Origin of the sequence: Mariniflexile sp. TRM1-10, from assembly GCF_003425985.1 — a bacterium.
Lineage (GTDB): Bacteria > Bacteroidota > Bacteroidia > Flavobacteriales > Flavobacteriaceae > Mariniflexile.
Genome location: NZ_CP022985.1, coordinates 3,391,806 through 3,416,386, shown reverse-complemented (window position 1 = coordinate 3,416,386; position 24,581 = coordinate 3,391,806). Strand labels below are relative to the sequence as shown.

General features: G+C 34.1%; 21 protein-coding genes. 11 read left to right on the top strand and 10 right to left on the bottom strand.

Annotated elements, in window-relative coordinates; all coding sequences use genetic code 11:
* Positions 1 to 14: 14 nt before the first annotated feature.
* The 4 genes from CJ739_RS14425 to CJ739_RS14410 are packed head-to-tail and all read left to right on the top strand — an operon-like array spanning position 15 to position 3,237.
* Positions 15 to 566, top strand: a complete 552-nt coding sequence (locus CJ739_RS14425; protein WP_117176540.1) for a DUF6452 family protein — start codon at positions 15 to 17, stop codon at positions 564 to 566.
* Positions 532 to 1,263, top strand: coding sequence for a DUF6048 family protein (locus tag CJ739_RS14420; RefSeq protein ID WP_117176538.1), 732 nt, complete (start codon positions 532 to 534; stop codon positions 1,261 to 1,263). The genes CJ739_RS14425 and CJ739_RS14420 overlap by 35 nt, the downstream gene beginning before the upstream one ends.
* A gap of 46 nt (positions 1,264 to 1,309) precedes the next feature.
* Entirely contained in the window at positions 1,310 to 2,197 is an 888-nt protein-coding gene (locus CJ739_RS14415; RefSeq protein ID WP_117176536.1) for a carbon-nitrogen hydrolase, read from the top strand.
* Complete coding sequence (locus CJ739_RS14410; RefSeq protein ID WP_117176534.1) at positions 2,197 to 3,237, top strand: agmatine deiminase family protein; 1,041 nt, start codon at positions 2,197 to 2,199, stop codon at positions 3,235 to 3,237. The genes CJ739_RS14415 and CJ739_RS14410 overlap by 1 nt, the downstream gene beginning before the upstream one ends.
* A gap of 512 nt (positions 3,238 to 3,749) precedes the next feature.
* Here CJ739_RS14410 and CJ739_RS14405 read toward each other — a convergent pair.
* A complete protein-coding gene (locus CJ739_RS14405; protein ID WP_117176532.1) occupies positions 3,750 to 4,484 on the bottom strand; it encodes an SDR family oxidoreductase in 735 nt (244 codons plus the stop codon).
* A gap of 102 nt (positions 4,485 to 4,586) precedes the next feature.
* Here CJ739_RS14405 and CJ739_RS14400 point away from each other — a divergent pair, with 102 nt between their 5' ends.
* Together CJ739_RS14400 and CJ739_RS14395 are read left to right on the top strand one after the other, a co-directional pair.
* Positions 4,587 to 4,943, top strand: a complete 357-nt coding sequence (locus CJ739_RS14400) for a winged helix-turn-helix transcriptional regulator (RefSeq protein WP_117176530.1) — start codon at positions 4,587 to 4,589, stop codon at positions 4,941 to 4,943.
* Positions 4,944 to 5,493: 550 nt separating this feature from the next.
* Positions 5,494 to 10,497, top strand: a complete 5,004-nt coding sequence (locus tag CJ739_RS14395) for a RemA C-terminal-like gliding motility protein (RefSeq protein ID WP_162880222.1) — start codon at positions 5,494 to 5,496, stop codon at positions 10,495 to 10,497.
* A 72-nt stretch (positions 10,498 to 10,569) separates the two neighbouring features.
* Here CJ739_RS14395 and hisS read toward each other — a convergent pair whose 3' ends face one another.
* The 5 genes from hisS to rpsF form a co-directional block, all read right to left on the bottom strand.
* Positions 10,570 to 12,276: a histidine--tRNA ligase gene (gene hisS, locus CJ739_RS14390; protein WP_117176526.1), complete on the bottom strand. Its 1,707-nt coding sequence runs from the start codon at positions 12,274 to 12,276 to the stop codon at positions 10,570 to 10,572.
* Between the two features lie 377 nt (positions 12,277 to 12,653).
* Positions 12,654 to 13,124, bottom strand: a complete 471-nt coding sequence (locus tag CJ739_RS14385; RefSeq protein ID WP_117176524.1) for a DUF6495 family protein — start codon at positions 13,122 to 13,124, stop codon at positions 12,654 to 12,656.
* 150 nt (positions 13,125 to 13,274) lie between these two features.
* On the bottom strand, positions 13,275 to 13,721 hold the full coding sequence (rplI, locus tag CJ739_RS14380; RefSeq protein ID WP_117176522.1) for a 50S ribosomal protein L9: 447 nt from the start codon (positions 13,719 to 13,721) through the stop codon (positions 13,275 to 13,277).
* Positions 13,722 to 13,734: 13 nt separating this feature from the next.
* Positions 13,735 to 14,031 (bottom strand): 30S ribosomal protein S18, encoded by a 297-nt coding sequence (gene rpsR, locus CJ739_RS14375; RefSeq protein ID WP_117176520.1) that lies wholly within the window; start codon positions 14,029 to 14,031, stop codon positions 13,735 to 13,737.
* Positions 14,032 to 14,033: 2 nt separating this feature from the next.
* Positions 14,034 to 14,372: a 30S ribosomal protein S6 gene (gene rpsF / locus CJ739_RS14370; RefSeq protein WP_117176518.1), complete on the bottom strand. Its 339-nt coding sequence runs from the start codon at positions 14,370 to 14,372 to the stop codon at positions 14,034 to 14,036.
* A 210-nt stretch (positions 14,373 to 14,582) separates the two neighbouring features.
* On the opposite strand from rpsF, the gene CJ739_RS14365 reads away from it, so the two are divergent.
* Entirely contained in the window at positions 14,583 to 15,278 is a 696-nt protein-coding gene (locus CJ739_RS14365) for a LytR/AlgR family response regulator transcription factor (RefSeq protein WP_117176516.1), read from the top strand.
* A gap of 117 nt (positions 15,279 to 15,395) precedes the next feature.
* Here the strand turns inward: CJ739_RS14365 and priA are convergent, their stop codons facing one another.
* From priA to nadC, 3 genes are all read right to left on the bottom strand, one after another.
* Positions 15,396 to 17,846, bottom strand: a complete 2,451-nt coding sequence (gene priA, locus CJ739_RS14360; protein ID WP_117176514.1) for a replication restart helicase PriA — start codon at positions 17,844 to 17,846, stop codon at positions 15,396 to 15,398.
* A 2-nt stretch (positions 17,847 to 17,848) separates the two neighbouring features.
* The gene (locus tag CJ739_RS14355) at positions 17,849 to 18,790 is read right to left on the bottom strand and encodes a YihY/virulence factor BrkB family protein (RefSeq protein WP_117176512.1); all 942 of its coding nucleotides are present in this window, start codon (positions 18,788 to 18,790) and stop codon (positions 17,849 to 17,851) included.
* Between the two features lie 476 nt (positions 18,791 to 19,266).
* The gene (gene nadC, locus CJ739_RS14350; RefSeq protein WP_117179015.1) at positions 19,267 to 20,127 is read right to left on the bottom strand and encodes a carboxylating nicotinate-nucleotide diphosphorylase; all 861 of its coding nucleotides are present in this window, start codon (positions 20,125 to 20,127) and stop codon (positions 19,267 to 19,269) included.
* Between the two features lie 128 nt (positions 20,128 to 20,255).
* Between nadC and rlmH the strand changes: the two genes are divergently transcribed.
* A complete protein-coding gene (rlmH, locus tag CJ739_RS14345) occupies positions 20,256 to 20,729 on the top strand; it encodes a 23S rRNA (pseudouridine(1915)-N(3))-methyltransferase RlmH (protein WP_117176510.1) in 474 nt (157 codons plus the stop codon).
* A gap of 76 nt (positions 20,730 to 20,805) precedes the next feature.
* Here rlmH and hpf read toward each other — a convergent pair whose 3' ends face one another.
* Positions 20,806 to 21,105, bottom strand: coding sequence for a ribosome hibernation-promoting factor, HPF/YfiA family (gene hpf / locus CJ739_RS14340; RefSeq protein WP_117176508.1), 300 nt, complete (start codon positions 21,103 to 21,105; stop codon positions 20,806 to 20,808).
* 122 nt (positions 21,106 to 21,227) lie between these two features.
* Between hpf and CJ739_RS14335 the strand changes: the two genes are divergently transcribed.
* From CJ739_RS14335 to CJ739_RS14325, 3 genes are all read left to right on the top strand, one after another.
* The gene (locus tag CJ739_RS14335) at positions 21,228 to 21,800 is read left to right on the top strand and encodes a non-canonical purine NTP diphosphatase (RefSeq protein WP_117179013.1); all 573 of its coding nucleotides are present in this window, start codon (positions 21,228 to 21,230) and stop codon (positions 21,798 to 21,800) included.
* Positions 21,801 to 21,871: 71 nt separating this feature from the next.
* A complete protein-coding gene (locus CJ739_RS14330; protein WP_117176506.1) occupies positions 21,872 to 24,091 on the top strand; it encodes a RelA/SpoT family protein in 2,220 nt (739 codons plus the stop codon).
* A gap of 26 nt (positions 24,092 to 24,117) precedes the next feature.
* Positions 24,118 to 24,570, top strand: a complete 453-nt coding sequence (locus tag CJ739_RS14325) for a Fur family transcriptional regulator (protein WP_117176504.1) — start codon at positions 24,118 to 24,120, stop codon at positions 24,568 to 24,570.
* The last annotated feature ends 11 nt before the right edge of the window (positions 24,571 to 24,581 follow it).

Below are 24,581 nucleotides of genomic sequence, written 5' to 3'. Positions count from 1 at the left end.
CAGAAAAGAGATTAATGAAAAAAACAAGCTTACTTTTAATGCTGCTTATCCTCACTGGAATTGGAGCCACCATAAGTTGCGAACCCGATGATATTTGTCCGGAAAGCACCCCTACAACCCCTAGTTTAATCATTGATGCTTACGATGTTGAGAATCCTGAAAATAAAAAAGCTGTTACGAGCTTACTTGTTGGCGGTGTAGATAATGATAACGTATTACCAGGATATGCCATTGTTTCTGCCACACAAATTATACTGCCTTTAAAAACCGATGCTGATACAACACAGTATGTCCTTATGAAAGGCGCTTTTGTAAATAATAATGGCACACCTGATGACACAAGCGATGATTATTATGATGGCAATACCGACATTATCACTATCAATTATACCAGAGAAGAAGTGTATGTATCGCGCGCTTGTGGTTACAAAACCATTTATAAAAACGTAACACTTACCGTTGAGCCTGAAAACAATGAGGAAAATTGGATCAAATCAAGACAACCTTTAAACGATAATCAATCTGTAGAAGATGAAACAGAAACACATTTTAACATATTTCATTAGTAGCCTAACGTGTATGCTTTTGTTTTCTGTGTCTTTAAACGCTCAAAACGATAGCATTGTAACTACTGTTAAAGATTCCATAAAAATTAAAGAAAAATACGGACTTCGGGTTGGTGGCGATATTGGCAAACTAATCCGCTCTTTTGTTGATGATGATTATACAGGTTTTGAAGTGTCGGGCGATTTCCGATTAAAAAAACGCTTATACATTGCTGGTGAACTAGGTATTGAAGAAAAACATACAACCACCGACTATTTAGATGTAACGACTAGCGGAAGTTATCTAAAAGCAGGAATAGATTATAATTTATATCAAAACTGGCTGGATATGGATAACATGATTTATGCAGGCTTTCGTGTTGGTGCCAGTACTTTTAGTCAAAAACTTAATAACTATACCATTTATAGTACCGACCCCTATTGGTCACCACAATTTTCATCATCCAATTTAAAAGAATTTAATGACTTAACAGCCTTTTGGGGAGAACTTATACTTGGCATTAAAACAGAGCTATTAACCAACTTATACCTTGGCTTAAACGTACAGCTTAAAATTATGGCAAGTGAAACCGAACCCAATAATTTTGAGAACATTTACATACCAGGTTTCAATAAAACTTATGATAGTAGTGGTATAGGCGTTGGGTATAGTTATACCCTTTCGTATCGCATTCCGATTTATAAGAAGGATAAATAGTCTTTAGAAAATCATATCTTTGTATTAAATTTTCAATAGTTTAGTAATGTCTAAAAACACATACAAAATAGCCGTTATTCAATTAAATCTGAATAACACACCTGAAAATAATTTAAAAAAATGCATTCAATGGGTTAAAGACGCCGCTAAACAAGGCGCAGAAGTTATCTTACTACCCGAATTATATAGCAGTCATTATTTCTGCCAAAGTGAAGATGTTGATAATTTCGCTTACGCGGAACCTTTATACAGCACATCGTTCACAGCTTTTAGCGCATTAGCCAAAGAGTTGGGCGTGGTTGTTATTGTCCCTTTTTTCGAAAAACGAATGGCAGGTATTTATCATAACAGTGCTTATATTATTGACACTGATGGAACTGAAGCTGGTTTATATAGAAAAATGCACATTCCAGACGACCCACATTTTTATGAAAAATTCTATTTTACACCGGGTGATATTGGGTTCAAATCATTTCCAACTAAAAAAGGAAATATTGGCACGCTTATTTGTTGGGACCAATGGTATCCCGAAGCTGCCAGATTAACAGCTTTACAAGGTGCCGAAGTATTATTTTACCCTACCGCTATTGGTTGGCATCCCCAAGAGAAAGCACAATATGGTGAAAATCAACAAGGTGCTTGGATGAACGTCATGCGTGGTCATGCGGTGGCAAATGGCATTTATGTAGCCGCTGCTAACAGGATTGGATTGGAACAATACCTTCCAGACACCAATGGCATTGAATTTTGGGGCTCATCGTTTATTGCAGGTCCCCAGGGTGAAATTTTAGCACAAGCTTCAGAAGATAAAGAAGAAATTTTAATAGCTGAAGTCGATTTAAGTTTACAGGAAAATGTTCGCCAAAATTGGCCATTTTTACGTGACCGCCGTATTGATAAATATGATGGCATTACTAAAAGAGCGATTGATTAATGAAAGCTGATAATTGGATATTTCCTGCCGAATGGGAAAAACAACAGGGTGTTTTATTATGTTTTCCTCATAATGGTAACGACTGGCCGGGTAAATACGAAGCGGTACAATGGGCTTTTGTTGAGTTTATTAAAAAAGTAGCTTCAGTTGAAGAAGTCATTTTAATTGTTGCCAACGAAAAACTAAAAGGCAAGGTTTCCACTATGCTTGAAACGGCACATGTTAACTTAAAAAACCTGTCTTTCATTATTCATAAAACCAACCGCAGTTGGATGCGCGATTCGGGACCCATTATTGTAAAAAATGGGACTTCCAGAAAAGCCATCAATTTCAATTTTAATGGTTGGGCAAAATATGCTAACTATAAATTAGACAAACATGTACCTACAAAAGTTTCCGAATTTTTAAATATTCCTTTAGAACAAGCCACATACAAAGGCAAACCGGTTGTTTTGGAAGGAGGTGCCATTGATGTCAATGGAAAAGGCACTTTGTTGACTTCGGAAGAATGTCTGCTTCACCCAAATATTCAGGTGAGAAACCAAGGGTTTACCAAACAAGACTACGAAGCTGTGTTTAAAGAATACTTAGGAGTCACAAACATTATTTGGTTAGGAAATGGTATTGAAGGTGATGACACGCACGGACATATTGACGACTTAGCTCGTTTTGTTAATGAAGACACTATTATTACTGTTTTAGAAGATAACCTAAAAGACGCTAACTACAAACCACTTCAAGACAATTTAAAACGTTTACAAACTTCTACTTTAGAAAACGGCAAACATCCAAATATAGTAACCTTACCCATGCCAAAACGTTTAGACTTTGATGGCATTAGGTTACCTGCCAGTTATGCAAACTTTTTAATTTTAAACAAAACGGTTTTAGTACCAACCTTTAACGATGCTAACGATCGTATGGCACTAAATATACTTGCTGACTGCTTCCCTGATAGAGACATTATTGGAATTGCCGCCACTGATTTTATTTGGGGTTTCGGTACGTTGCATTGTTTGAGTCAGCAAATACCTAGATAATTTTTTATAATTGGAAATGGGAATATTTGGTTTTGGTGACTTAACCTTGTTCGATTGCTATTTAGGTTTAGAGAAACTGACCTGTCAGGGTTTTAAATCCCGTAAGGTTCTATATATAGATCTTCGAAATGCCTTACCCTTCCGTCTTTGATTTCTTTTCTGAAATCAAATCCACCTTCCCTTAAAAAAAGGGAAGGAGTTGTTTGGTACTTCAATTTAAAAGAGAAGTAGCTTTATTGATCCATAGTTTTATAACTGAATTCAGGTTATTAAACCATAATTTCTTCATCTATTTCAATACCTAGAGACTGTTTAAATTTTGTTTTTGGAATGTTTTATAGGTTTTTTTTTCGTCAGACAGGGCCGAGCGTATAAAAAAGGTCTGGGAGACCTTTTTAGCGAAGGAGCCAGGCTGCCGCGAGGGAGAGGTACATAGCTATGGACCGAAAAATAGCTGAAGTATGGCGGAAAAAGGCACATAAAAGAACCAAAGGATAAAACTTAAACAGTCTCTAAAGTGTCGAACCACCATCAACCACAATTTTCTCGTTTCGTAATACCAAAGAATTATCGGAAACTAAAAATTCAACTATAGGTGCTATATCTTCTGGTAAAACCACTCTTCCAATGGGAGAAGTTTCAGATAAATATTGCAACAATCCATCAATGGCTTCGTCTGTCATTCCTGATTTTTTCTGAATTGGTGTATGTGTTACTCCTGGACTAACTACATTAATTCTGATTCCTTTTTGTGCCAATTCAAGATTCAATACTTTGGCAATGGCTTCTAATGCTGCTTTGCTTGCTGAATAAACACTCGCATTAGGAAATGCTTTAAAAACAGCAATAGACGTATTCAAAACAATGCTCGAAGGGTTTTTAAGTATGGGAATAAACTTTTGCACTGTAAAAAAGGCACCTTTAAAATTAATGTTCATGGTTTCATCAAACAATGCTTCATTGGTGTCTTCAAAACCAATCGATTTAAAAATGCCTGCATTTATAAACAAACCATCAATGGTTCCATGGTTCTCTTTAATTCGATTTACTAAACCGTCAATATCATGTAACACACTTGTATCCGAAATATATCCAAAGGCATTTTTTCCTAGTTCGCTTAATGCTTTTTCAAGATTTTCTTCATTTCTACCTGTAATAATGACTTGATAATTTTTTGCAATTAGATATTTTGCACAAGCTAACCCGATTCCGCTTGTTCCTCCTGTAATAATAATTATTTTATTCATTTTGTATTTATTTTTGAACAAAACTAGATTATTACTAACTTTGAAACAAGTACTTACTGAATAGTAAGTAACTGACTTTTAACTCGGAAAATTATTCTTATTATGGAAATAGAGACAAAAAAAATTGAAGAAAAATATATTATAGCTGAAGAATGTCCCATTACAATTTTCATGGAACAAATTGGAGGTAAATGGAAGCCTGTTATTATATGGGTATTATTAAGCAATGAAGTGATGCGTTTTAATGAACTTGACAAAACCATAAAAGGAATTAGTCAGAAAATGTTATCGCAACAGTTAAAAGATTTGGAACAACTAGAAGTAATTACCAGAAAATCTTACCCAGTAATTCCCCCAAAAGTAGAATACCGTTTAACTGAAAAAGGAAAATCGTTAGCGCCTCTTTTAACCGCTATGAAAGCTTGGGTTTATGAAAATTTAAATAAACAAATTTCTTAAAACTAACAATCCCCGTAGTGGTATACGGTATACTTCGACTAGCCTCAGTACTGGTTTTGCTAGTTTCATTTTGTCCTAATGGTACTAAAAACGACATTTGTTTATGACACCTCACCCAAAACTGCCCACCAGTTTTGACCTCTCCTCAAGCAGAGGTAAAAGCGGGTACGAGCAAAGCGAACTGGCGAAGCAAACCCCGAAATCCTTTAAATTAAAGAATAGTATTTTATTTCTTACCAAAAACCTAATTTTTCAAACTTTCTTCATATTGAAATGTAGTGCAATAAGTCCCCTCACCAACTCGTTACCCAACCTTCTTTGACATTCCTTATAAAAGCTTTGTCTTCAAGTGAAATGGGCTTTCCTAAAACTTTAATAAAAGACCTTATACAAACTCCAAAAAAATCACAAAAAAACATATAAAGTAAATAACTAATCGCATCTAAATTTCAATAGAAATGCATTTAATCGATTAAATTTGCATTTCATAGATATTTTAAATACATTTGCTTGGTAAAACAATCAGCCCCAAAGCTAAATGTAATCCATTGTGAAAAAAATTGCTATTTTACCTAACTCTCTCGTTTTTATACTTTTTAGTATATTTCTCTCTTTAAATCTATATTCTCAAGTAACTATAAATTCTGAAAACTTCGAATCAAATTGGGGTATTTGGATTGATGGTGGAACAGATTGTTCTAGAAACAGTTCTTCACCATTAAATAATAGTTGGTCTATTAATTTAAGAGATAATACGTCTTCATCAGTAATGACTACAAGTGATATTGATTTGAGTACTTACAGTTCTATCACAATGACCTTTGATTATAGAACTAGTAATTTTACTACAGGGGAAGATTTTTGGATTCAGTTTTCTAATAATAGTGGAACTAATTGGACAACAGTAAAAGCTTATGTGGGAGGAACGGACTTCAATAATAATACAAATTATACGAATGTAACAGTAACTTTAGATAGCTCGACATATTTATTCACTGCTAACTCAAGACTAAGGTTTCAATGCGACGCTAGTGATGATAGTGATCTTGTTTACATTGATAATATTATAGTTGAAGGATATACAGCCCCAGAAATAGACATCACGGGCGCTGGTAATTCCATCATTGGAGATGGCACAAATATCCCCACGATCAATAATAGTACCGATTTTGGTAGAGTACAAATAATATCAGAAATAGCTACAAGAACATTTAAAATTCATAATACAGGCACAGCTGATTTAACAGTATCTGATATTAATTTGGTTGGAGCAACAGAGTTTTCAATAACCGATAGCCCTTCTTTTCCTGCCACAATAACACCTAATAACTATGTAAGTTTTAAAGTGTCATTTTCAACTTCAACAATAGGCGTTCAAAACGATGTCATCAATATAACATCAAACGATAATAATGAAACATTATATCAAATAAACATATCAGCAGAAGGCAGTAAAGTATTTTATGATAGCGATAATGATGGCATCTATGATGATGTTGATCTTGATGATGACAATGATGGTATTCCAGATTCAGTTGAAGAAAACAACTGCCACCTGTCCAGCAGTGCATCACAAGCAACTTATAAATTTTTGGAAGAGAGTTTTGGACAAGGCAATAGAACCACAATAAATACGTCCTATAATGCCGTAACCACCTATTGTTATGAAGACGGAACTGTGGGCGTAAACACAGCAGAATGCCCAGACTTAAGTCAAATAGATCTTAACGATGGTAAATATACAGTTTATTACAAAGCAGCCGATGGAGATGGTGTAAATGACACACCTAACGAAGAAGTAGCTTCATGGGCTGATCAATATTGGTATACAGGAGGAGATCATACCGGTAATTACCAAGGCAGAATGGCTATGTTTAATGCTAGTCACGAACCTAAAATATTTTACACAGCACATATCAATGGTGCTTTGCCAAATATACCCATTACCTATAGCTTTTGGGTTTTAAACCTAGATACAACAACGTCTCCTGGCATTGATACAAGATTGCGTCCGAATATAAAAGTCGAGTTTAAAGATATGGATGGGAATGTTTTAATAAATACAGCAACAGGACTTGATGCTGTGATAACGACAGGTGATATTCCGCCTTCCATAAACGGAGACCCAATAAATAGCTGGCATCAATTTACAGCTAGTTTAACATTCAACACCAGTCAGTTTCAAGTCATTTTTTATAACAATGAAATTGGTGGTTTAGGAAACGATCTTGCCATTGATGATATTGAAATCAGACAAACCCTTTGCGATATGGATAGTGATGGTGCAGCCGATGTGTTCGATTTAGATTCTGATAACGATGGCATTCCAGATGTTGTTGAAGGCAATCCTACGAGTGCCAGTTTAAGCGAAGGTAAAGCAACTTTAACAAGTATTTCTTCATGGGTAGATACTAATGGTAATGGTATGCATGACGCTACGGAAGGTATTGCCCCAATACATTCTGACGGAGATATCATACCAGATTATTTAGATTTGGATAGCGATAATGATGGATTGTTTGATGTCGATGAATATGGCATCATAAGCAGCAGTGCGCCTTCAGGTTTTCAAAATGGCGATGGCGATATTACCGGCAACGGTGTGGGAGATGGTCCAGAAACCGAAGCGTTTAGAGAAAAAGACTCCGAAGGTGATGGTACTATAGAATATTATGGGGATGGCATTTTAGATATTTATGATTTTCATCATGATTCTGGAACCCAAAACTATATAAATTCCTATGGAAATATTGGTCAAGGCACAAGCCCATTATACGCACTGGATTCTGATGGTGATGGCTTACCAGATTATAAAGACCCTTATAACAACTTAACAGGAATCTATGACATCGATACCATGGAAATCTATGCACACCTACCTAATACGGCAGGAGTTTTAGACGATACAACCGATGCCGATGGTGATGGTATTATGGCATCTAGAGATGGTGATGACACTGTTTTTGGATCACCAAGAAATTTAGATGATAGTTACAGCCTATATTTTGATGGACGCAACGACTACGTTGAAGATACTAACCTAATAAGCTCTGGTGATGCTACGCTTATGGCTTTTATAAAATCAGCAGGAGACAATACCAATTTAAACAATAGAATGGTTGCTGGTCAGGATGACTTTTATTTAAGAATAAATACCGACAATACAGTAACCGCAGTTGCCGATGGCGTTAGTTTAGCATCTACCAGCACTACATCTTTAGGTGTTTGGATGCATGTTGCGGTAACCACAACCTCGGGAAGTACCATTTTATATATTAATGGTATAGAGGAAGCTAGTGACACGTCTGGTGGCATTACAAGTACATCAAACTTTACCATAGGTAGAGCCAGCACTAACGACAACTATTTTAAAGGTGAAATTGATGAAGTCAGGGTTTTTAACACTGCCTTAGCTCCCAATGAACTTAAGCGTATGGTCTATCAAGAACTGGATGACACCAATAGTTTTAACCGAGGTAAAATTATTCCAATAGACATTTCAGGTTCTATAGGTACAAATTTGGTAAAGTATTACAAAATGGATGCTTATAAAGACGATATTTTAGACGATAAAAAAACGGGAACTATAGACCAATTAACAGGAGCTAAAATGTTCAACTTTAAAGATATCTATTTTCAAAGAGCACCACTGCCTTATGAAACTACAGCTGATGGCGATTGGACAAATACGGCAAGTTGGCTACATGGAAGTGAATGGGATATCACGGCAAAACAAGACAATCCTGATGATGCGTCTATTGTTCATATAAAACACAACATACAATTAGATGGCACCTATAACACCCAAGGTACCGCGGGCATTATTGTAGAAACTGGCAAAGAATTCTCCATTGAAGCAGATAAAGGATTGTACAATAGTTGGTATTTAAAACTTGATGGCTTAATTGATCTGGATGATGAATCCCAATTAATTCAAACCGAAGGCAGTGTTTTAGATGTTACCAGCTCAGGCAAAATAGAACGCGACCAACAAGGTTCTCAAGATCTATTTACTTATAATTATTGGTCATCGCCTGTTGGCATAAGCAACACTATTAGTAATAACAATAGTTATAGAATGATTGATAATATTCTTAAAAACGGCACCATCCCCGCAACTCCAACTAACATCACTTTTTTAACCTCTGGATATAATGGCAGTATTGTTGGCAGTAATATAAAAATTGCAGATTATTGGATTTGGAAATATGCCAATAAAGCTTTCGATAATTACAGTCAATGGCAACATGTAAGACGTACAGGAACGATATTAGCAGGTGAAGGCTACACTATGAAAGGTGTTGCTAATACTGGTGGAGCCATAACCCTGACACAAAATTATGTATTTAATGGTAAGCCTAATAACGGAGATATTACATTGTCTATAGCGGCTGGAAATGAATATTTGGTGGGCAACCCATACCCTTCAGCTATTGATGCCGATGAATTTATAAGAGACAATATTAAAGACGGTGGAAACAATACTCAAAATGTGATAAACGGTGTGCTATATTTTTGGGAGCATTTTGCAAGTAACTCACATGTACTAGCTGAATACCAAGGCGGTTACGGTGTTTACACTTTAATGGGTGGTGCAGAAGCAATAAACAACGATACCAGAATAAACTATACTGGAGGCTTAACCAGTACTAAAGGAAATCCACAGCGTTATATACCAGTAGGCCAAGGATTTTTTGTTAATGCTACCGATCCTTTATCTAGTAGCGTATCACAAACAGAAGCTGTAAGCGGAGGAACTATTGTTTTCAAAAACAGCCAACGTGTTTTTGTAAAAGAAACGCCCTCAACTTCAATATTCATAAAAAATTCAAATACGAAAAACAAACAAAGTACCTTATCAAATGTTGATAGAGATACCAGAAGAAAAATTAGGCTTAAGTTCGATTCTCCAAAAGGATATCACCGCCAATTATTAGTTGGAGTTGACGAAAAAGCATCAAACGACTTTGACCTTGGCTACGATGCACTGCTTACCGAAGACAATAAAGAAGATATGTTTTGGATATTCAATAACAATAATTTTATCATACAAGCAGTAAACAATTTTGATGCAGAACAGACGCTTCCATTGGGTGTGAAGGTCAGCAAACAAGGCTTAGCCTCTATAAAAATCGATACGCTGGAAAATATGGAAAATAGCACCAATATCTATTTACATGACAAACAACTAAATATTTACCATAATTTAAAAGAGCGCAAATACGATGTGTATTTAACCGTTGGAAAACACTTAAATCGCTTTGAAATAACATTTGTCAATCCACAGGCTTTACATACGGATGGTTTATCAAACAGTGCCTTTCAAGTGTATTTTTCAAATGAAAACAAAAGTATTATTATTCACAACCCGAACTTAAAACATATTGCATCCATTGAAGTATTTGATATTTTGGGACAATCTATGTTTGAATTTAAAGCAATAACCAACGAAAATCACATCGCGTATAAACCTAAATCTTTAAGTACAGGAGCATATATTATAAAACTAAAAACCGAATCTGGTATCATTTCTAAAAAGGTATTTATAGAATAAAATTTGAATTAGTCACTTCATACATTATTCAAAATATCCTTTAAAAGTCCTAAATTAATTTTTAGGACTTTTTTATTTTAAATGCGTTAACAATTCGTCAAAAGACACTTTAAATTGCTCGCCAGAAACCATGTTTTTAAGTGTATAGGAGTTTGAACTAACTTCGGCCTCACCTACTAAAACCACAAACGGAATGTTTCGCTTATTCGCATGGTTCATTTGCTTTTTCATTTTATCGGCATCGGGGTACAATTCGGTATGAATACCTTCGGAACGCAATTGCTTAATGGCTTTCAAACAAAATAAAGCTTCTTTATCTCCAAAGTTGATGAACAAAACATCCACGTTTTTATTCACTGTTTCAGGGAACAAACCGAGTTCTTCCAATACCAAATAAATGCGATCTAGACCAAAACTAATACCAACACCACTAACATCTTTCAAACCAAAAATGCCTGTTAAGTCGTCATAACGTCCGCCACCGCCAATAGAACCCATTTGCACGGTTTTTGGCGCAGCGACTTCAAAAATAGCTCCTGTGTAGTAATTTAATCCGCGTGCCAAGGTGACGTCTAACTGCAGACTGGCGGTTTTTAGGCCTAATTCTGAAATCGCTTCATTTATAAACGCCAACTCTTCAATCCCTTTTTTGCCTTCTTCGGAAGTTGACAAAATATCTTTTAAAGATTCAATTTGTGATTCAAAAGAACCCGATAAAGTGAACAACGGCTGTAATTTAGAAATCCCTGCTTCTGAAATCCCTTTTGAAAGCATTTCCTCCTTCACCTTGGCCTCGCCTATTTTATCAAGTTTATCTAAGGCTACTGTAAAATCAATTAATTTATCGGAAGCACCAATAATCTCAGCGATGCCGGACAAAATTTTTCGGTTGTTGATTTTAATGGTAACACCTTCCAGTTTTAATGCTGAAAACACCGTGTCGTATAATTGAATAAACTCCACCTCTTGCCACAATGATTTGCTACCAACCACATCGGCATCACATTGGTAAAACTCCCTAAAACGGCCCTTTTGTGGTCTGTCGGCACGCCAAACAGGTTGTATTTGGTAGCGTTTGAATGGGAATTCAATTTCGTTTTGGTGTTGTACGACGTAACGGGCAAAAGGCACGGTTAGATCGTAGCGTAGGGCTTTTTCGGAGATAATAGGAGCTAGTTTTTTGGAGAAAAGCGATTCAATAATCGTAATAGTAATTCTATTAATATGAGATATCCATAATAAATGATTATCAAATTCCTTTTTCATCAAAGCCACAATCATATAAGTAGATAGAATGATATTTTCAGAATACTGATAAAAAATTTCAGTAATTAAATTCTCATCTTCAAGCTTCAGTAAATCTCTTTTTTTTCTTTCAAAGAGGATGAATTTATTCTTAATATCAACTTTCTCATTTTCAGTAAGCTCCAAAGGGTTTTCAATTTTACTCGATATTACATTTTTTAAATCATTTGTTAAAAACAATTCTTGGTAAAATTCTTTATTAAAATGATTAATTAAAACATTATAATATTTATAGAGTATGTGAGAATCTTTCAAAAAATCCCCAGAATTCAAAATCTTAAAAATCAATCTATCCCCTTCATCACCGTATTTTCCCATAAGGGTTTCGGAGTTTTCAAAACTGGGTGTTTCAATAGGTTGAAATCCAAACGTTTCGAAAGCACCACGAATGGTATTAAAAATATAATTGCGTTTTGCTACCTGTTCTGGGTTAAAATCTCTGGTGCCTTTTGGGATGCTTGGTTTTTGAGCCATATTAATGCCTGCGAAAGCAGGTATCTTTTTTATTAGTTATTAAAATTCTGCATCAAACCACTACCAACGTAATTGTATGATGAGGATTGCAAAAATAATAGTTTTAAATGAAAATAGATTCCTGCCTACTCAGGAATGGAGCAAAAATAATTAATGAAAACGTCATGGCGTGTCTTTTCATTAAAAAAAAGCGAAACTATTCTTTTATCACACAAAACCGTAAAGTCGCAAAAATTGTTTCGTTTAAAACAGTAGATATAGTGATGTCCTTTTGTTTTAAAAAAGCTCAGCTTCTAACCAATAATAAGCCAACTGTTCACTGCAACTGCATCCTGAATACTGAACACTGCAACTGAACACTGAACACTACAACATATTCAATTTATCAATTTATTAAAATACTTAAACAACTCGCCTTTGGTAATTACGGCGCCTTGTTCAATCATTTTAAATTTGTCAAGGTTTTTATCTTCGGTATACTCTTTATCGGCTTGCAAAAATTCAACAGTTTCATCCATTAAATTTTCACGAAGCCAATTATAACCTTCTTGTGTGGTGATATCTACTGCTTTGTTTTTTACGTTTACAACAATAGCTTTCATTTTTTTCTTTCCCAAACGGAACAAATACATGTGTTGTGCCGAAAAATGTTCTAAATATTCAGCTTTGTTTAAAACACCTTCCCAAATTAAATCGCTAAAAACATCCAGTTCCATTTCTGCCAATTCTGGCTTATTGGTTTTCAAATTAGCCCATTCATCGGCAGTAATGGATTGTGTTGCCAAAAAGTTTATAAACTCTTGGTGTAGTTCTTCAAACTGTTCTTTTGTAAGTCTTGAATATTTCATATTCCTTTCTTTACCTCCCCTAAGGGGAGAAATTACTTAAAGTTAAATTTTGTGCTTAAAAGATCTCATAGGTTTTAAAAACCTGTGAGGTCTAAAAAACAACAAAAAAGCCCCAACTATGTTGAGGCTTTTATATAAATCTATTTGATATTACTCAGCTTGTGCAATAACCTCAAATTCTAAATCTACACTTACTTCTCTGTGCAAACGTATTACGGCATTATACTTACCTGTACGTTTTACAGTTGTAACTGTAATGAATTTTTTATCGATAGATTGCCCTTCTTTTTCTAAAGCAGCAGCAACATCAATGTTATTTACAGAACCAAATAATTTATCGCCTGTTCCTACTTTTGCAGGTATTTTAATTTCTAAAGCTTTTATAGCTTCAGCAATTTTGTTAGCCTCATCAACTATTTTCTTTTCTTTATAAGCTCTTTGCTTTAAGTTTTCTGCCAATACTTTTTTAGCAGAAGCCGTAGCCATAATAGCTTGTCCTTGAGGAATTAAAAAGTTTCTACCATAACCGTTCTTAACTGTTACAACATCGTCTTTAAATCCTAAATTTTCAACGTCTTGTTTTAATATAAGTTCCATTGTTATCGGTATTTTATTTTAATAAATCGGCTACATAAGGCATTAAAGCTAAATGACGTGCTCTTTTTACAGCAACAGCCACTTTTCTTTGATACTTCAATGAAGTCCCTGTTAAACGTCTTGGTAAAATTTTACCTTGCTCGTTTATAAATCTTAACAAGAAATCTGGATCTTTGTAATCAACATATTTGATTCCAGACTTTTGAAACATACAATACTTCTTCTTCTTGTTTGTATCGATGTTAAGAGGAGTTAAATATCTAATTTCTCCGTCTTTTTTTCCTTTAGATTGTTGTTCTATAGATGACATAATTAAGCTTTTTGTTTAAGTTTAACTCTTCTTCTCTCTGCCCAAGAAATAGCGTGTTTATCCAACGCTACCGTTAAATAACGCATAAAACGCTCATCACGTCTAAACTCTACTTCCAAAGTATTAATTACCTCACCGGCAACCGTGTATTCAAATAAGTGATAAAAACCACTTTTTTTGTTTTGAATTGGATAAGCTAATTTTTTAAGCCCCCAATCTTCTTTTGATACCATCTTAGCGCCGTTAGAAACAAGAAAATCTTCGTATTTCTTTACTGTTTCCTTTATCTGGTCTTCAGATAAAACGGGATTTAAGATGAAAACAGTTTCATAATGATTCATAAAAATCGTGTTTATTGTTAAAAATTGGGTGCAAAAATAGTTAATAAATACATATTACACAACTATATTATCACTATATTTTATAGTATATTTGCTACACGAAACAAATGTTAAAATTATGTTAAATTAAACAGTTTAACGATGTTTTTTGGTTTTTAGCCGAATTTTTTGTACTATTGTCGATATCTTAACCGAAATAATATAAATGTTATGACTTTAAACTGTGTAGTAGTAGACGATTCGGCAATACAACGTCTCTCTATTGTTAAGTTAGTAGAGAACCATCCCGCTCTAAACCTAATAGCTGAGTACAGTAGTGCCTTAGAAACCAAAAATGGTTTAAATACACACCAAGTAGATTTAATCTTTTTAGACATTGAAATGCCAGTGCTAAACGGATTTGAACTTTTAGACGTATTAAACAACAAACCTCAAATTATTTTTGTAACCGGTAAAACAGAGTATGCTTTTAAAGCATTTAACTATGATGCTACCGATTATTTACATAAACCAATTACTAGAGAACGTTTTAATATAGCTGTAGAGAAAGCTCTGGAGCAACACAAATTAACTCAAGATTTTAACGAAGAAGAAGGTGAACACATCTTTGTTAAAAGTAATCTTAAAAAACGTAAGGTTTATATCAAAGATATTAAGTGGATTGAGGCCCTTGGTGATTATGTAAAACTAGTTACAGAAGAAAACAGCTTAGTAGTACTTTCTACTATGAAATCTTTTGAGAAAGAATTGCCGGAAAATAAGTTTTTAAGAATTCACAAATCTTATATTGTCAACCTAGACAAAATTGATAGGTTTAACAGTAAAAATGTTGAAGTTGGTGCCTACGAAATTCCTTTAAGTAGGAACAAGAAAACCCAACTGGTTGATGCTCTAAATAATATTTAGAAGCCTAGCTTCGTCAAACTGAACTTGTTTCAGTTTCTCATAATATTATTATTTCAGAAATCCCGATTTTAATCGGGATTGTTCAATCACGAAATTTGTTTACAAATTTCTATTTCACTAGAAGTTATCGACATTTAAAATTACTTTAACCGACCGAAAATCTTTTACACTCAAGAAGCTATTATTTATTTTAATGATAGCTTCTTTTGTTTTTGAAAGTGATTGTTTCTTCGGAATCTTCACCAAAATGTTTTTATGAAATTGGTTTCTAATTCTGGCAATTGGTGGCGATTCGGGTCCTAAAACAAAATCCCCAAATACATGACGTAGCGATTTTGCATACCAAATTGAAGCGGTATCTACCCGAGTATAATCCTTATGTTTTAAAGTGATTTTAATTTGCTTAAATACGGGCGGATATTTGTAATTATAACGATCGTTCATTTGTTCGTTATACATATCAATATAATTATTGGTAGAAACCTGCTGTAAAATATTATGAAGCGGATTATAGGTTTGAATCAATACCTTACCGCGCTCTTCTGTACGTCCTGCCCTACCCGACACCTGCAGCATGAGTTGAAAACTGCGTTCGTGCGCTCTAAAATCCGGAAAGTTTAGCATATTATCGGCATTCATGATACCTACCAACTTAACGTTTCTAAAATCCAAACCTTTAGTAAGCATCTGTGTCCCAACCAAAATATCAATTTCCTGCTGCTCTAAAGCGGTTATAATTTTCTCATAGCCATATTTACCCCGTGTGGTATCTAAATCCATTCTGGCTACTTTATAATCAGGAAACAAAAGTTTCACTTCTTCCTCAATTTGTTCGGTTCCAAAACCTTTATTGTCTAATTCAGGACTTCCACAAGCTGAACAGGTTTTAGGCATTATTTCCACAAATCCGCAGTAATGACAGCGTAATTGGTCTCTATATTGATGATAGGTTAAACTCACATCGCAATTAGGACATTGTGGCGAATGTCCACAAGTATGACATTCTACAATTGGTGAAAACCCACGTCGGTTTTGAAACAGTATGATTTGATGGCCTCCTCGCAAGGTTTCGGTCATTTCTTCAATAAGTCGATCGCTAAAATGCCCTTTCATGCGTTTCTTTTTCAACTTATCTTTAATATCCACCAATTCAATATCTGGCATTAACACATCATTAAACCGTTTTGTGATTTCAACAAAACCGTATTTATTTTGCTTCGCATTGAAATAACTTTCCAAACTGGGTGTTGCAGACCCTAAAAGCGTTTTTGCCTTATGTAAACGTGCCAAAACAACAGCCGTATCACGCGCATGATAGCGTGGTGCTGGGTCAAATTGCTTAAAGGATTGCTCGTGCTCTTCATCAACAATTATCAATCCTAAATTATTGAATGGCAAGAAAATAGATGATCGCGCACCTAAAACAATTTGCGCTTTCGCGGAATTATTTAAAACATGGTTCCAAACCTCAACCCGCTCCTGCGATGAATATTTAGAATGAAACACCGCCACCTGCGCTCCAAAATAATTTTGCAAACGCGTGATTAATTGTGCTGTTAATGCAATTTCGGGTAATAAATACAGAACCTGCTGCCCTTTATCCAAAGCCTCTTCAATAAGTTTTACGTACACTTCGGTTTTTCCCGAAGATGTAACACCATGAAGCAATACAACGGATTGTTCTTTAAATGATTCTTTTATTTCAGTTAATGCTGTTTCTTGATATTCATTGAGGCTTTTTGAATCTTCATTATCATTACCCGAATACTGAACCCTATCGGTCTGTATAAAATATTCTTCAAGAATACCTTTATCTATTAATGCTTTTATTGTTGTGGAAGACGCATCACTTTCTGTTGACAAATCAGCAACTTTTACAGGCTTTTTTGTAGTTGCAGAAATGGAAAATAACGTTAATATAACCTGGTGTTGTTTGGGCGCTCTACTTAAATCATCCAATAGTTTTTGTAGTGCAGTTTCCGAAGAAAAATGAGGATGCAACTTAACATAACGTACCAATTTAGGCTTGTACTTTTCATACACTTCTTCTTCAACAGCAATGGCTTCCTTTTCAATCAATCGCTTAATAACCGGAAGTACATTTTTTTTATCAAGAATATTAGCGATATCGTGGATTTTTAAAGACGATTGATGCTGCAACGCTTCATAAACCAAAAACTCATCATCCTTTAAAATAGATTCATCAATAACTTTGGTATGCTTTGTTATGATCGTTTCGCTCTCTAAAACAAAGGCACTGGGTAAAGCAGCTCGCATCACATCGCCCAAAGTACACATGTAATAATTAGCTATCCATTGCCATAATTGTAACTGTTTTTCGTTTACAATAGGACCTTCATCCAATATTTGATGGATTTCCTTAGCTTCATAAGCTATAGGTGCGTCGTTGTGAAGTGTAGAAACAATACCCGTGTAAATTTTAGATTTCCCGAAAGGAACTGATACACGCATACCTGGCTTTAAAAAATTGGCTTCGGCAGAAGTTATGCTATAAGTAAATAATTTTTGAAGTGGTACAGGTATAATGATGTCTATAAAATATGGCATAATCAAGACCTTTTACGCAATTTATTTAAAGACGCATTAAGTTCATAACCAAGCAACAAAATGTTAGCATTTAGCCACAAATAAAACATAAGAATTAAAAGCGCACCAATAGAACCGTATAGTTTATTATACTGACCAAAATTTTCAATATATATACCAAACAAGAAAGACAGTAAAATAATGAGGAATGTTGTAAAACCAGCACCCACAGAAAAGAACTTAGAATGTTTTCCTTCTTTAGTTCCGAAATAATACATGGTTGCCGTTGCTATATAAACTATAAATACAAAAAACACATATTTAACTACTTTAAACCAAAACACGCTTTGTGCCGCCACATCATATCCTCTATCATGCAAAGTATCTAATACTTTTTGCACCACATAAATTTGAAAATATCCCAAAACCGCTATAGTGATTATAAGCAAAAAAGCCAATATTAAAGCAACACCTAAAGCGACTAAATACTGCCTAAATACGCTTCGGGATAATTGCTGGTGGTATGAGGTTTCAAAACCGGAAAACAACGCATTGACACCATTTGCCATAAGCGCAATAGACAACACAAATACCGATGACAATAAACCACCCCGTTGTGAATTATCAATACCTTCAAAAATATTTTTAAAGAAAAATTCGGAAGTACTTGGTGGTAAAAACGATTCTAAAAACCTTAAAAATTCGATTTTAAAATCGTCTATAGGCACATAAGGTATCACTATTAAAACAAAGAGCAAAAAGGGGAATATTGCCATAAAAAAACTAAAAGCAATGGCACTTGCCCTTGTGGTTAAGGCGCCTTTTACAATGCCCGTTATATAAAGTTCTAATAAATCGTAAAACGATAAGCCTTCAAGACCCGGTAGTTTAGCTCGTTTAAAAAAACGCACTAAAATATTTACAATAGGAATTTTATCGAGTTTTTCGTCAAGAGGCTTTGTCATTAATAATTTACGTTAAGAGACTGTTTAAATTTTATCCTTTGGCTCTTTTATGTGCCTTTTTCCGCCATACTTCAGCTATTTTTCGATCCATAGCTATGTACCTCTCCCTCGCGGCAGCCTGGCTCCTTCACTAAAAAGGTCTCCCAGACCTTTTTTATACGCTCGGCCCTGTCTGACAATAAAATTCCCTATAAAATATTTCAAAAACAAAACTTAAACAGTCTCTAAAATTCATAACAAAGTTATTAAAATTAAAAATGTCAGTATGAACTCATTTGAACTTTTTACAATTGGCTAAAAAATTGTCCTTTTGCACTCGTTTTTGCCTTTTCTTCCTTCCGTAGCCCTGCTATGCAACTCAAAAAAGCCTTCAATCGAACACAAAACAACTAATTTTCGCTTCAATTAAAAAAGTTTAAACCACTTCTATAATAAAAGTACATTATACTGACATTAAAGTATATTTAAAAAAAAAACTACTTTATAGCTTTTAAACTTAAATCCATGTTATGGACAGAATGCGTTAATGCACCCGATGAAATATAATTTACACCACATTCGGCATAATGCCTAATGGTTGTTTCGTTAATATTTCCAGATGATTCGGTCAGACAGGTATCCCCTATCATTTTTACGGCTTTCTTGGTATCTTCATAATCGAAGTTATCAAGCAAAATCCTATAAATACCATCATTTTGCAGAATTTCTTCAACTTCGGTTAAATTTCTGGCTTCAACCATTATTTTTAAATCTTTCCCTGTGTCTTTTAAATATTGCTTGCTCATTTCAATAGCTTTGGTAATGCCTCCAGCAAAATCAATATGGTTATCTTTTAGCATAATCATATCGTACAATGCAAATCTGTGGTTTTCACCTCCACCAATTTTAACGGCCCATTTTTCTAACACCCGAATGCCCGGAGTTGTTTTTCTAGTATCCAAAATTTTGGTTTTAGTGCCTTCCAATAAATCAACAAACATTCTGGTTTTTGTAGCAATGGCACTCATACGCTGCATGGCATTTAATACGGTACGTTCTGCTTTTAATATAGATTGCGCTGAACCTTCTACATACATAACCACATCACCATAAGTCACTTCTGAACCATCTTCAATTAGAACTTCTAACTTCAAATTTTTGTCAACATAAGCAAAAACCTTTTTAGCAAAGTTAACACCACCAATAATGCCTTTGTCTTTCACCAAAAGTTTAGCTTTCCCTCTGGCATTATCAGGAATACATGCCAATGAACTATGATCGCCGTCTCCAACATCTTCCCTAATAGCATTAGATATTATTGACTTGACTTCTTGATCAAATTGCTCTTGTGTTATCATAATATAAGGTTGATTTGCCACAAAAATAAGAAATAGATTTACTTTATTTAATTTTACAATTACGAATTTTCTAAATTTTTCATATTTAAATTCATTATTCATAATTACTAAATGCTAATTTTGCCATTATGACCATCAAACTTATTGCTATAGGAAAAACGGATAATAATGATTTAAAATCATTAATGGATGATTATATCAAACGATTAGGCTTTTATATTAAATTTTCAATTGATATGATTCCTGATATAAAAAATGCTAAAAATTTAAGTGAAGAACAACAAAAACAAAAAGAAGGTGAACTTATTTTAAATAAACTAAACGCTACCGATGTTTTAATTTTACTTGATGAAAACGGAAAACAGCAAGATTCGGTTGCTTTCTCTGAATATCTGCAAAAACACATGAATTCCGGTATAAAACAGTTGGTTTTTGTTATTGGTGGTCCTTATGGGTTTTCACAGGAAGTCTATAATAAAGCAAATGGGAAACTATCATTATCTAAAATGACATTTTCCCATCAAATGATTCGCTTATTTTTTATCGAACAGCTTTATAGAGGGTTTACCATTTTAAAAAATGAACCCTACCACCACCGATAATAATGAATGATGATGAATTAACAATTAATAATTTTCACTTTACATTTTCATTATTAATTGTTAATTGCTAATTGATTCAATGTGTTTTAAAAACTTCTTTTCGTTTTTTTAATTGACGTTCCAAATCGTTAATAGTTTCTCTTACAGCTACTTCAAAATTTCGTTCCGTAGATGTCGCAAAAATTCTAGGGCCAGGCAAACTTAATTCTATATTACATATTTTGCCAGTGTCGTGTTTATTTTCATCTTGTTTAAAATACACGGTGGCACTTATTAAAAACTCATATTTATTGAATAAACTTTTTAGTTTTTCTTCTGTAAAAGCTGAAAGGGTTTCGCTTACATCTACATCTACGTATTGAAAATTTACGGTCATATTTATTTGTTTTTTTATTTTATAAATTAAAAATAACCATCTTATTTTTTTAATGATTATTATCAGGTAAAATACAAATTTTTAAAATGAATCCTATTAATTTTGGCATAAACTTAAAAATAATGAAGATCGTTTTCGCTACCAATAATTTAAATAAGCTTAAAGAAGTACAAGCTTTAATACCAAATCATATAGAATTACTTAGTTTAAAAGACATTGAATTTTTTGAAGACATTCCAGAAACCCAAAATACTATTGAGGGGAACGCTATTCAAAAAGCAAGTTATATCAAAGAAAACTATGGTTTTGATTGTTTTGCTGACGATACCGGATTGGAAGTTGATGCGTTAAATGGCGAGCCTGGTGTGTTTTCGGCTCGTTATGCTGGCGAACAACGAAATGCCAACGACAACATTGATAAATTGTTGGATGCATTAAAAGACAACCCCAATAGAAACGCCCAATTTAAAACAGTCATCGCTTTACAACTAAACAACAAACAATACACCTTTACTGGTATTTGCAAAGGAGAAATCACAAAAACGAAGCAAGGCGAACATGGTTTTGGTTATGACCCTATATTTAAACCCAATGGCTACCAAAATACGTTTGCCGAAATGGATCTAGATCTAAAAAACAGTATGGGGCATCGCGGTAAAGCAGTAGCTCAATTAGTTGCTTTTTTAAATTCGTAACCTATAAAAAAATCATTATAAAATTTAACAATACTATTGGTTGTTAATATTCTTTATGTTACTTTTAAATTATGACAGAGGAAGAAATTGGAAAAGAAAATGCAACCATTACCAAAGCCTACAAAGAGTTATTAAAAGTTAGTTATACCACCCTTACTAGCGATGATAAAAAATTAATTCGAAAAGCTTTTGAAGTTGCCTTAGACGGACATAAAAATCAGCGCAGGAAATCTGGTGAAGCTTATATATTTCACCCCATTGCTGTTGCCAAAATTGTGGCGCAAGAAATTGGATTGGATGCCACTTCAATTGCTGCTGCATTGCTGCATGATGTGGTTGAAGACAGTCCTGATTATGAAATTGTCGATATTGAAAAACAATTTGGAAAAACTGTGGCAACCATTGTTGATGGTCTTACAAAAATTTCATCATTAAGTAAAGAAAAAGACATGAACGTGTCTTTACAAGCTGAAAATTTTCGAAAAATGCTGCTTACGCTTAATGACGATGTTCGCGTTATCATTATAAAAATTGCAGACCGTTTGCACAATATGCAGACTATGGACTCAATGCGTTCAGACAAACAAGAAAAAATAGCCTCTGAAACCTTATATATTTATGCCCCTTTAGCACATCGCATTGGACTTTACAACATTAAAACCAAACTTGAAGATTTAAGTTTAAAATATACCGAACCCGATGTTTATAATGATATTTTACACAAAATAAAGGAAAGCAAAGAAGAACAAGATCTTTATATAGCACAATTTAGTGAGGTTATAAAAAATTCTTTAGACAAAGAAAATTTAGCATATACTATAAAAGGACGCCCTAAATCAATTTTTTCCATTAGAAAAAAAATGCTCAAGCAAGGTGTTTCTTTCGATGAAGTTTATGATAAGTTTGCTATTAGAATAATTTATGAAAGCGATCCTTCAACAGAAAAATTTCTAGCTTGGAAAATTTATTCTATTGTCACCGATCATTTTAGACCCAACCCCATTCGTCTTCGCGATTGGATTTCATCGCCAAAATCTACAGGTTATGAAGCATTACATATTACCGTAATGGGACCCAAAGGACGCTGGGTAGAAGTACAGATACGTAGCGAACGTATGAACGAAATTGCCGAGAAAGGCTATGCAGCCCACTATAAATACAAACAAGAAAGCGAAAAAGAAGATAATTTAGAAGACTGGATAAACAAATTGCAAGAGGCACTGGAAAACCCTGAAACCAATGCCGTAGATTTTGTTGAACAATTCAAACTCAATCTATACTCAAAAGAAATCTTTGTTTTCACGCCTGCCGGTGAATTAAAATCGCTACCTAAAGGTGCTACCTCATTAGATTTTGCATTCAACATACATACCGAAGTGGGTATGAAAACCCGTGGCGCTAAAGTAAATGGTAAATTAGTACCATTAAATCATGTCCTTCAAAGTGGCGACCAAGTGGATATTTTAACATCGGAAATGGCTAAACCAAATGCGAACTGGCTAGACTACGCCACTACAGCAAGAGCCAGAAGCAAAATTAAATCTGCCTTAAAAGAAGACAAAAAACGCATTGGTGAAGAAGGAAAAGAAATATTAAGACGCAAATTAAAACAGTTAAAAATTAACCTTAACGAAGCGTCTATAAACGAATTAGTGAGCTTTTTTAAGCTTAAAACGAGTTTAGATTTGTTTTACAGAGTAGGCATTGGCACTATAGACAACAACATGCTTAAAGACTATGCGTCTTCTAGAAGCAATGCTTTAATGAGTTTTATCAAAAGTAAAATCTCTAAAAAAACACCTATAAAAAAAGAGGAGATTGAAAAAGATGAAGTTACCACTAATTACGATTCTTTAGTCTTTGGAAAAGAAGAAGAAAAATTAGACTATAAGCTAGCTAGTTGCTGCAATCCGATTCCTGGTGATGATGTTTTTGGGTTTTTAACAGTTTCAGAAGGTATTAAAGTTCATAAAAAAAACTGCCCAAATGCATTGAGTTTGCAATCTAATTATGCCTATAGAATTATGCTTGCAAAATGGGTCGATTCCTCGCAACAAGAATTTTTAGCTCAAATTGTAATTACGGGCATAGACCACATAGGGCTGGTAAATGACATTACTAAAATAATTTCAGAGAACATGCACGTAAACATGAAAAGTATTAGTTTTGAAAGTGATGGCGGTGTGTTTTCAGGAAAAATTAACCTGGTAGTAAAAAATAATACCCTCTTAAAAAAGCTCTTAGATAAACTTAAAAAAATTAATGGTATAGATAAGGTTACTAGACTGTAAAAAATGTGTAAATTTGCGACGAAATTATGGATGAAAACGCAGAAACAAAAAATCAAGAGATAGTAAAAAACGTTTTTACTAACTTTTTAGAAAACAACGGACACCGCAAAACGCCCGAACGATACGCTATACTGCAAGAAGTTTATAATAACAAAGAACACTTCGATATAGAATCACTATATCTAAGCATGAAAAACAAAAAGTATCGTGTATCTCGCGCAACATTATACAATACCATAGAATTGCTTCTTGAGTGTAAACTGGTAAGAAAACACCAATTTGGTCAAAATCAAGCACATTACGAAAAATCTTATTTTGATAGACAACATGACCATGTTATACTAACCGATACTGGTGAGGTCATAGAGTTTTGCGACCCACGAATACAATCCATCAAAAAAACCATCGAAGAAGTTTTCGATATTGAAATTAATAATCATTCACTTTATTTCTACGGAAATAGAAAATCAACTAAATAACTAATTTTTAC

Excerpts from the sequence above, each read along its gene's own strand:
- rpsR (WP_117176520.1), bottom strand. The coding sequence starts at position 14,031 with ATGTCATCTATAGAACAACAATCTAAAGGAAAAAAAGACGGAGAAATT.
- CJ739_RS14425 (WP_117176540.1), top strand. The coding sequence starts at position 15 with ATGAAAAAAACAAGCTTACTTTTAATGCTGCTTATCCTCACTGGAATT.
- CJ739_RS14410 (WP_117176534.1), top strand. The coding sequence starts at position 2,197 with ATGAAAGCTGATAATTGGATATTTCCTGCCGAATGGGAAAAACAACAG.
- rplI (WP_117176522.1), bottom strand. The coding sequence starts at position 13,721 with ATGGAACTTATATTAAAACAAGACGTTGAAAATTTAGGATTTAAAGAC.
- CJ739_RS14325 (WP_117176504.1), top strand. The coding sequence starts at position 24,118 with ATGGATGAAAACGCAGAAACAAAAAATCAAGAGATAGTAAAAAACGTT.
- nadC (WP_117179015.1), bottom strand. The coding sequence starts at position 20,127 with ATGATAACACAAGAGCAATTTGATCAAGAAGTCAAGTCAATAATATCT.
- CJ739_RS14365 (WP_117176516.1), top strand. The coding sequence starts at position 14,583 with ATGACTTTAAACTGTGTAGTAGTAGACGATTCGGCAATACAACGTCTC.
- CJ739_RS14400 (WP_117176530.1), top strand. The coding sequence starts at position 4,587 with ATGGAAATAGAGACAAAAAAAATTGAAGAAAAATATATTATAGCTGAA.
- rlmH (WP_117176510.1), top strand. The coding sequence starts at position 20,256 with ATGACCATCAAACTTATTGCTATAGGAAAAACGGATAATAATGATTTA.
- CJ739_RS14420 (WP_117176538.1), top strand. The coding sequence starts at position 532 with ATGAAACAGAAACACATTTTAACATATTTCATTAGTAGCCTAACGTGT.
- CJ739_RS14385 (WP_117176524.1), bottom strand. The coding sequence starts at position 13,124 with ATGAAATATTCAAGACTTACAAAAGAACAGTTTGAAGAACTACACCAA.
- hisS (WP_117176526.1), bottom strand. The coding sequence starts at position 12,276 with ATGGCTCAAAAACCAAGCATCCCAAAAGGCACCAGAGATTTTAACCCA.
- CJ739_RS14415 (WP_117176536.1), top strand. The coding sequence starts at position 1,310 with ATGTCTAAAAACACATACAAAATAGCCGTTATTCAATTAAATCTGAAT.
- priA (WP_117176514.1), bottom strand. The coding sequence starts at position 17,846 with ATGCCATATTTTATAGACATCATTATACCTGTACCACTTCAAAAATTA.
- CJ739_RS14405 (WP_117176532.1), bottom strand. The coding sequence starts at position 4,484 with ATGAATAAAATAATTATTATTACAGGAGGAACAAGCGGAATCGGGTTA.
- CJ739_RS14330 (WP_117176506.1), top strand. The coding sequence starts at position 21,872 with ATGACAGAGGAAGAAATTGGAAAAGAAAATGCAACCATTACCAAAGCC.
- CJ739_RS14355 (WP_117176512.1), bottom strand. The coding sequence starts at position 18,790 with ATGACAAAGCCTCTTGACGAAAAACTCGATAAAATTCCTATTGTAAAT.
- hpf (WP_117176508.1), bottom strand. The coding sequence starts at position 21,105 with ATGACCGTAAATTTTCAATACGTAGATGTAGATGTAAGCGAAACCCTT.
- CJ739_RS14335 (WP_117179013.1), top strand. The coding sequence starts at position 21,228 with ATGAAGATCGTTTTCGCTACCAATAATTTAAATAAGCTTAAAGAAGTA.
- rpsF (WP_117176518.1), bottom strand. The coding sequence starts at position 14,372 with ATGAATCATTATGAAACTGTTTTCATCTTAAATCCCGTTTTATCTGAA.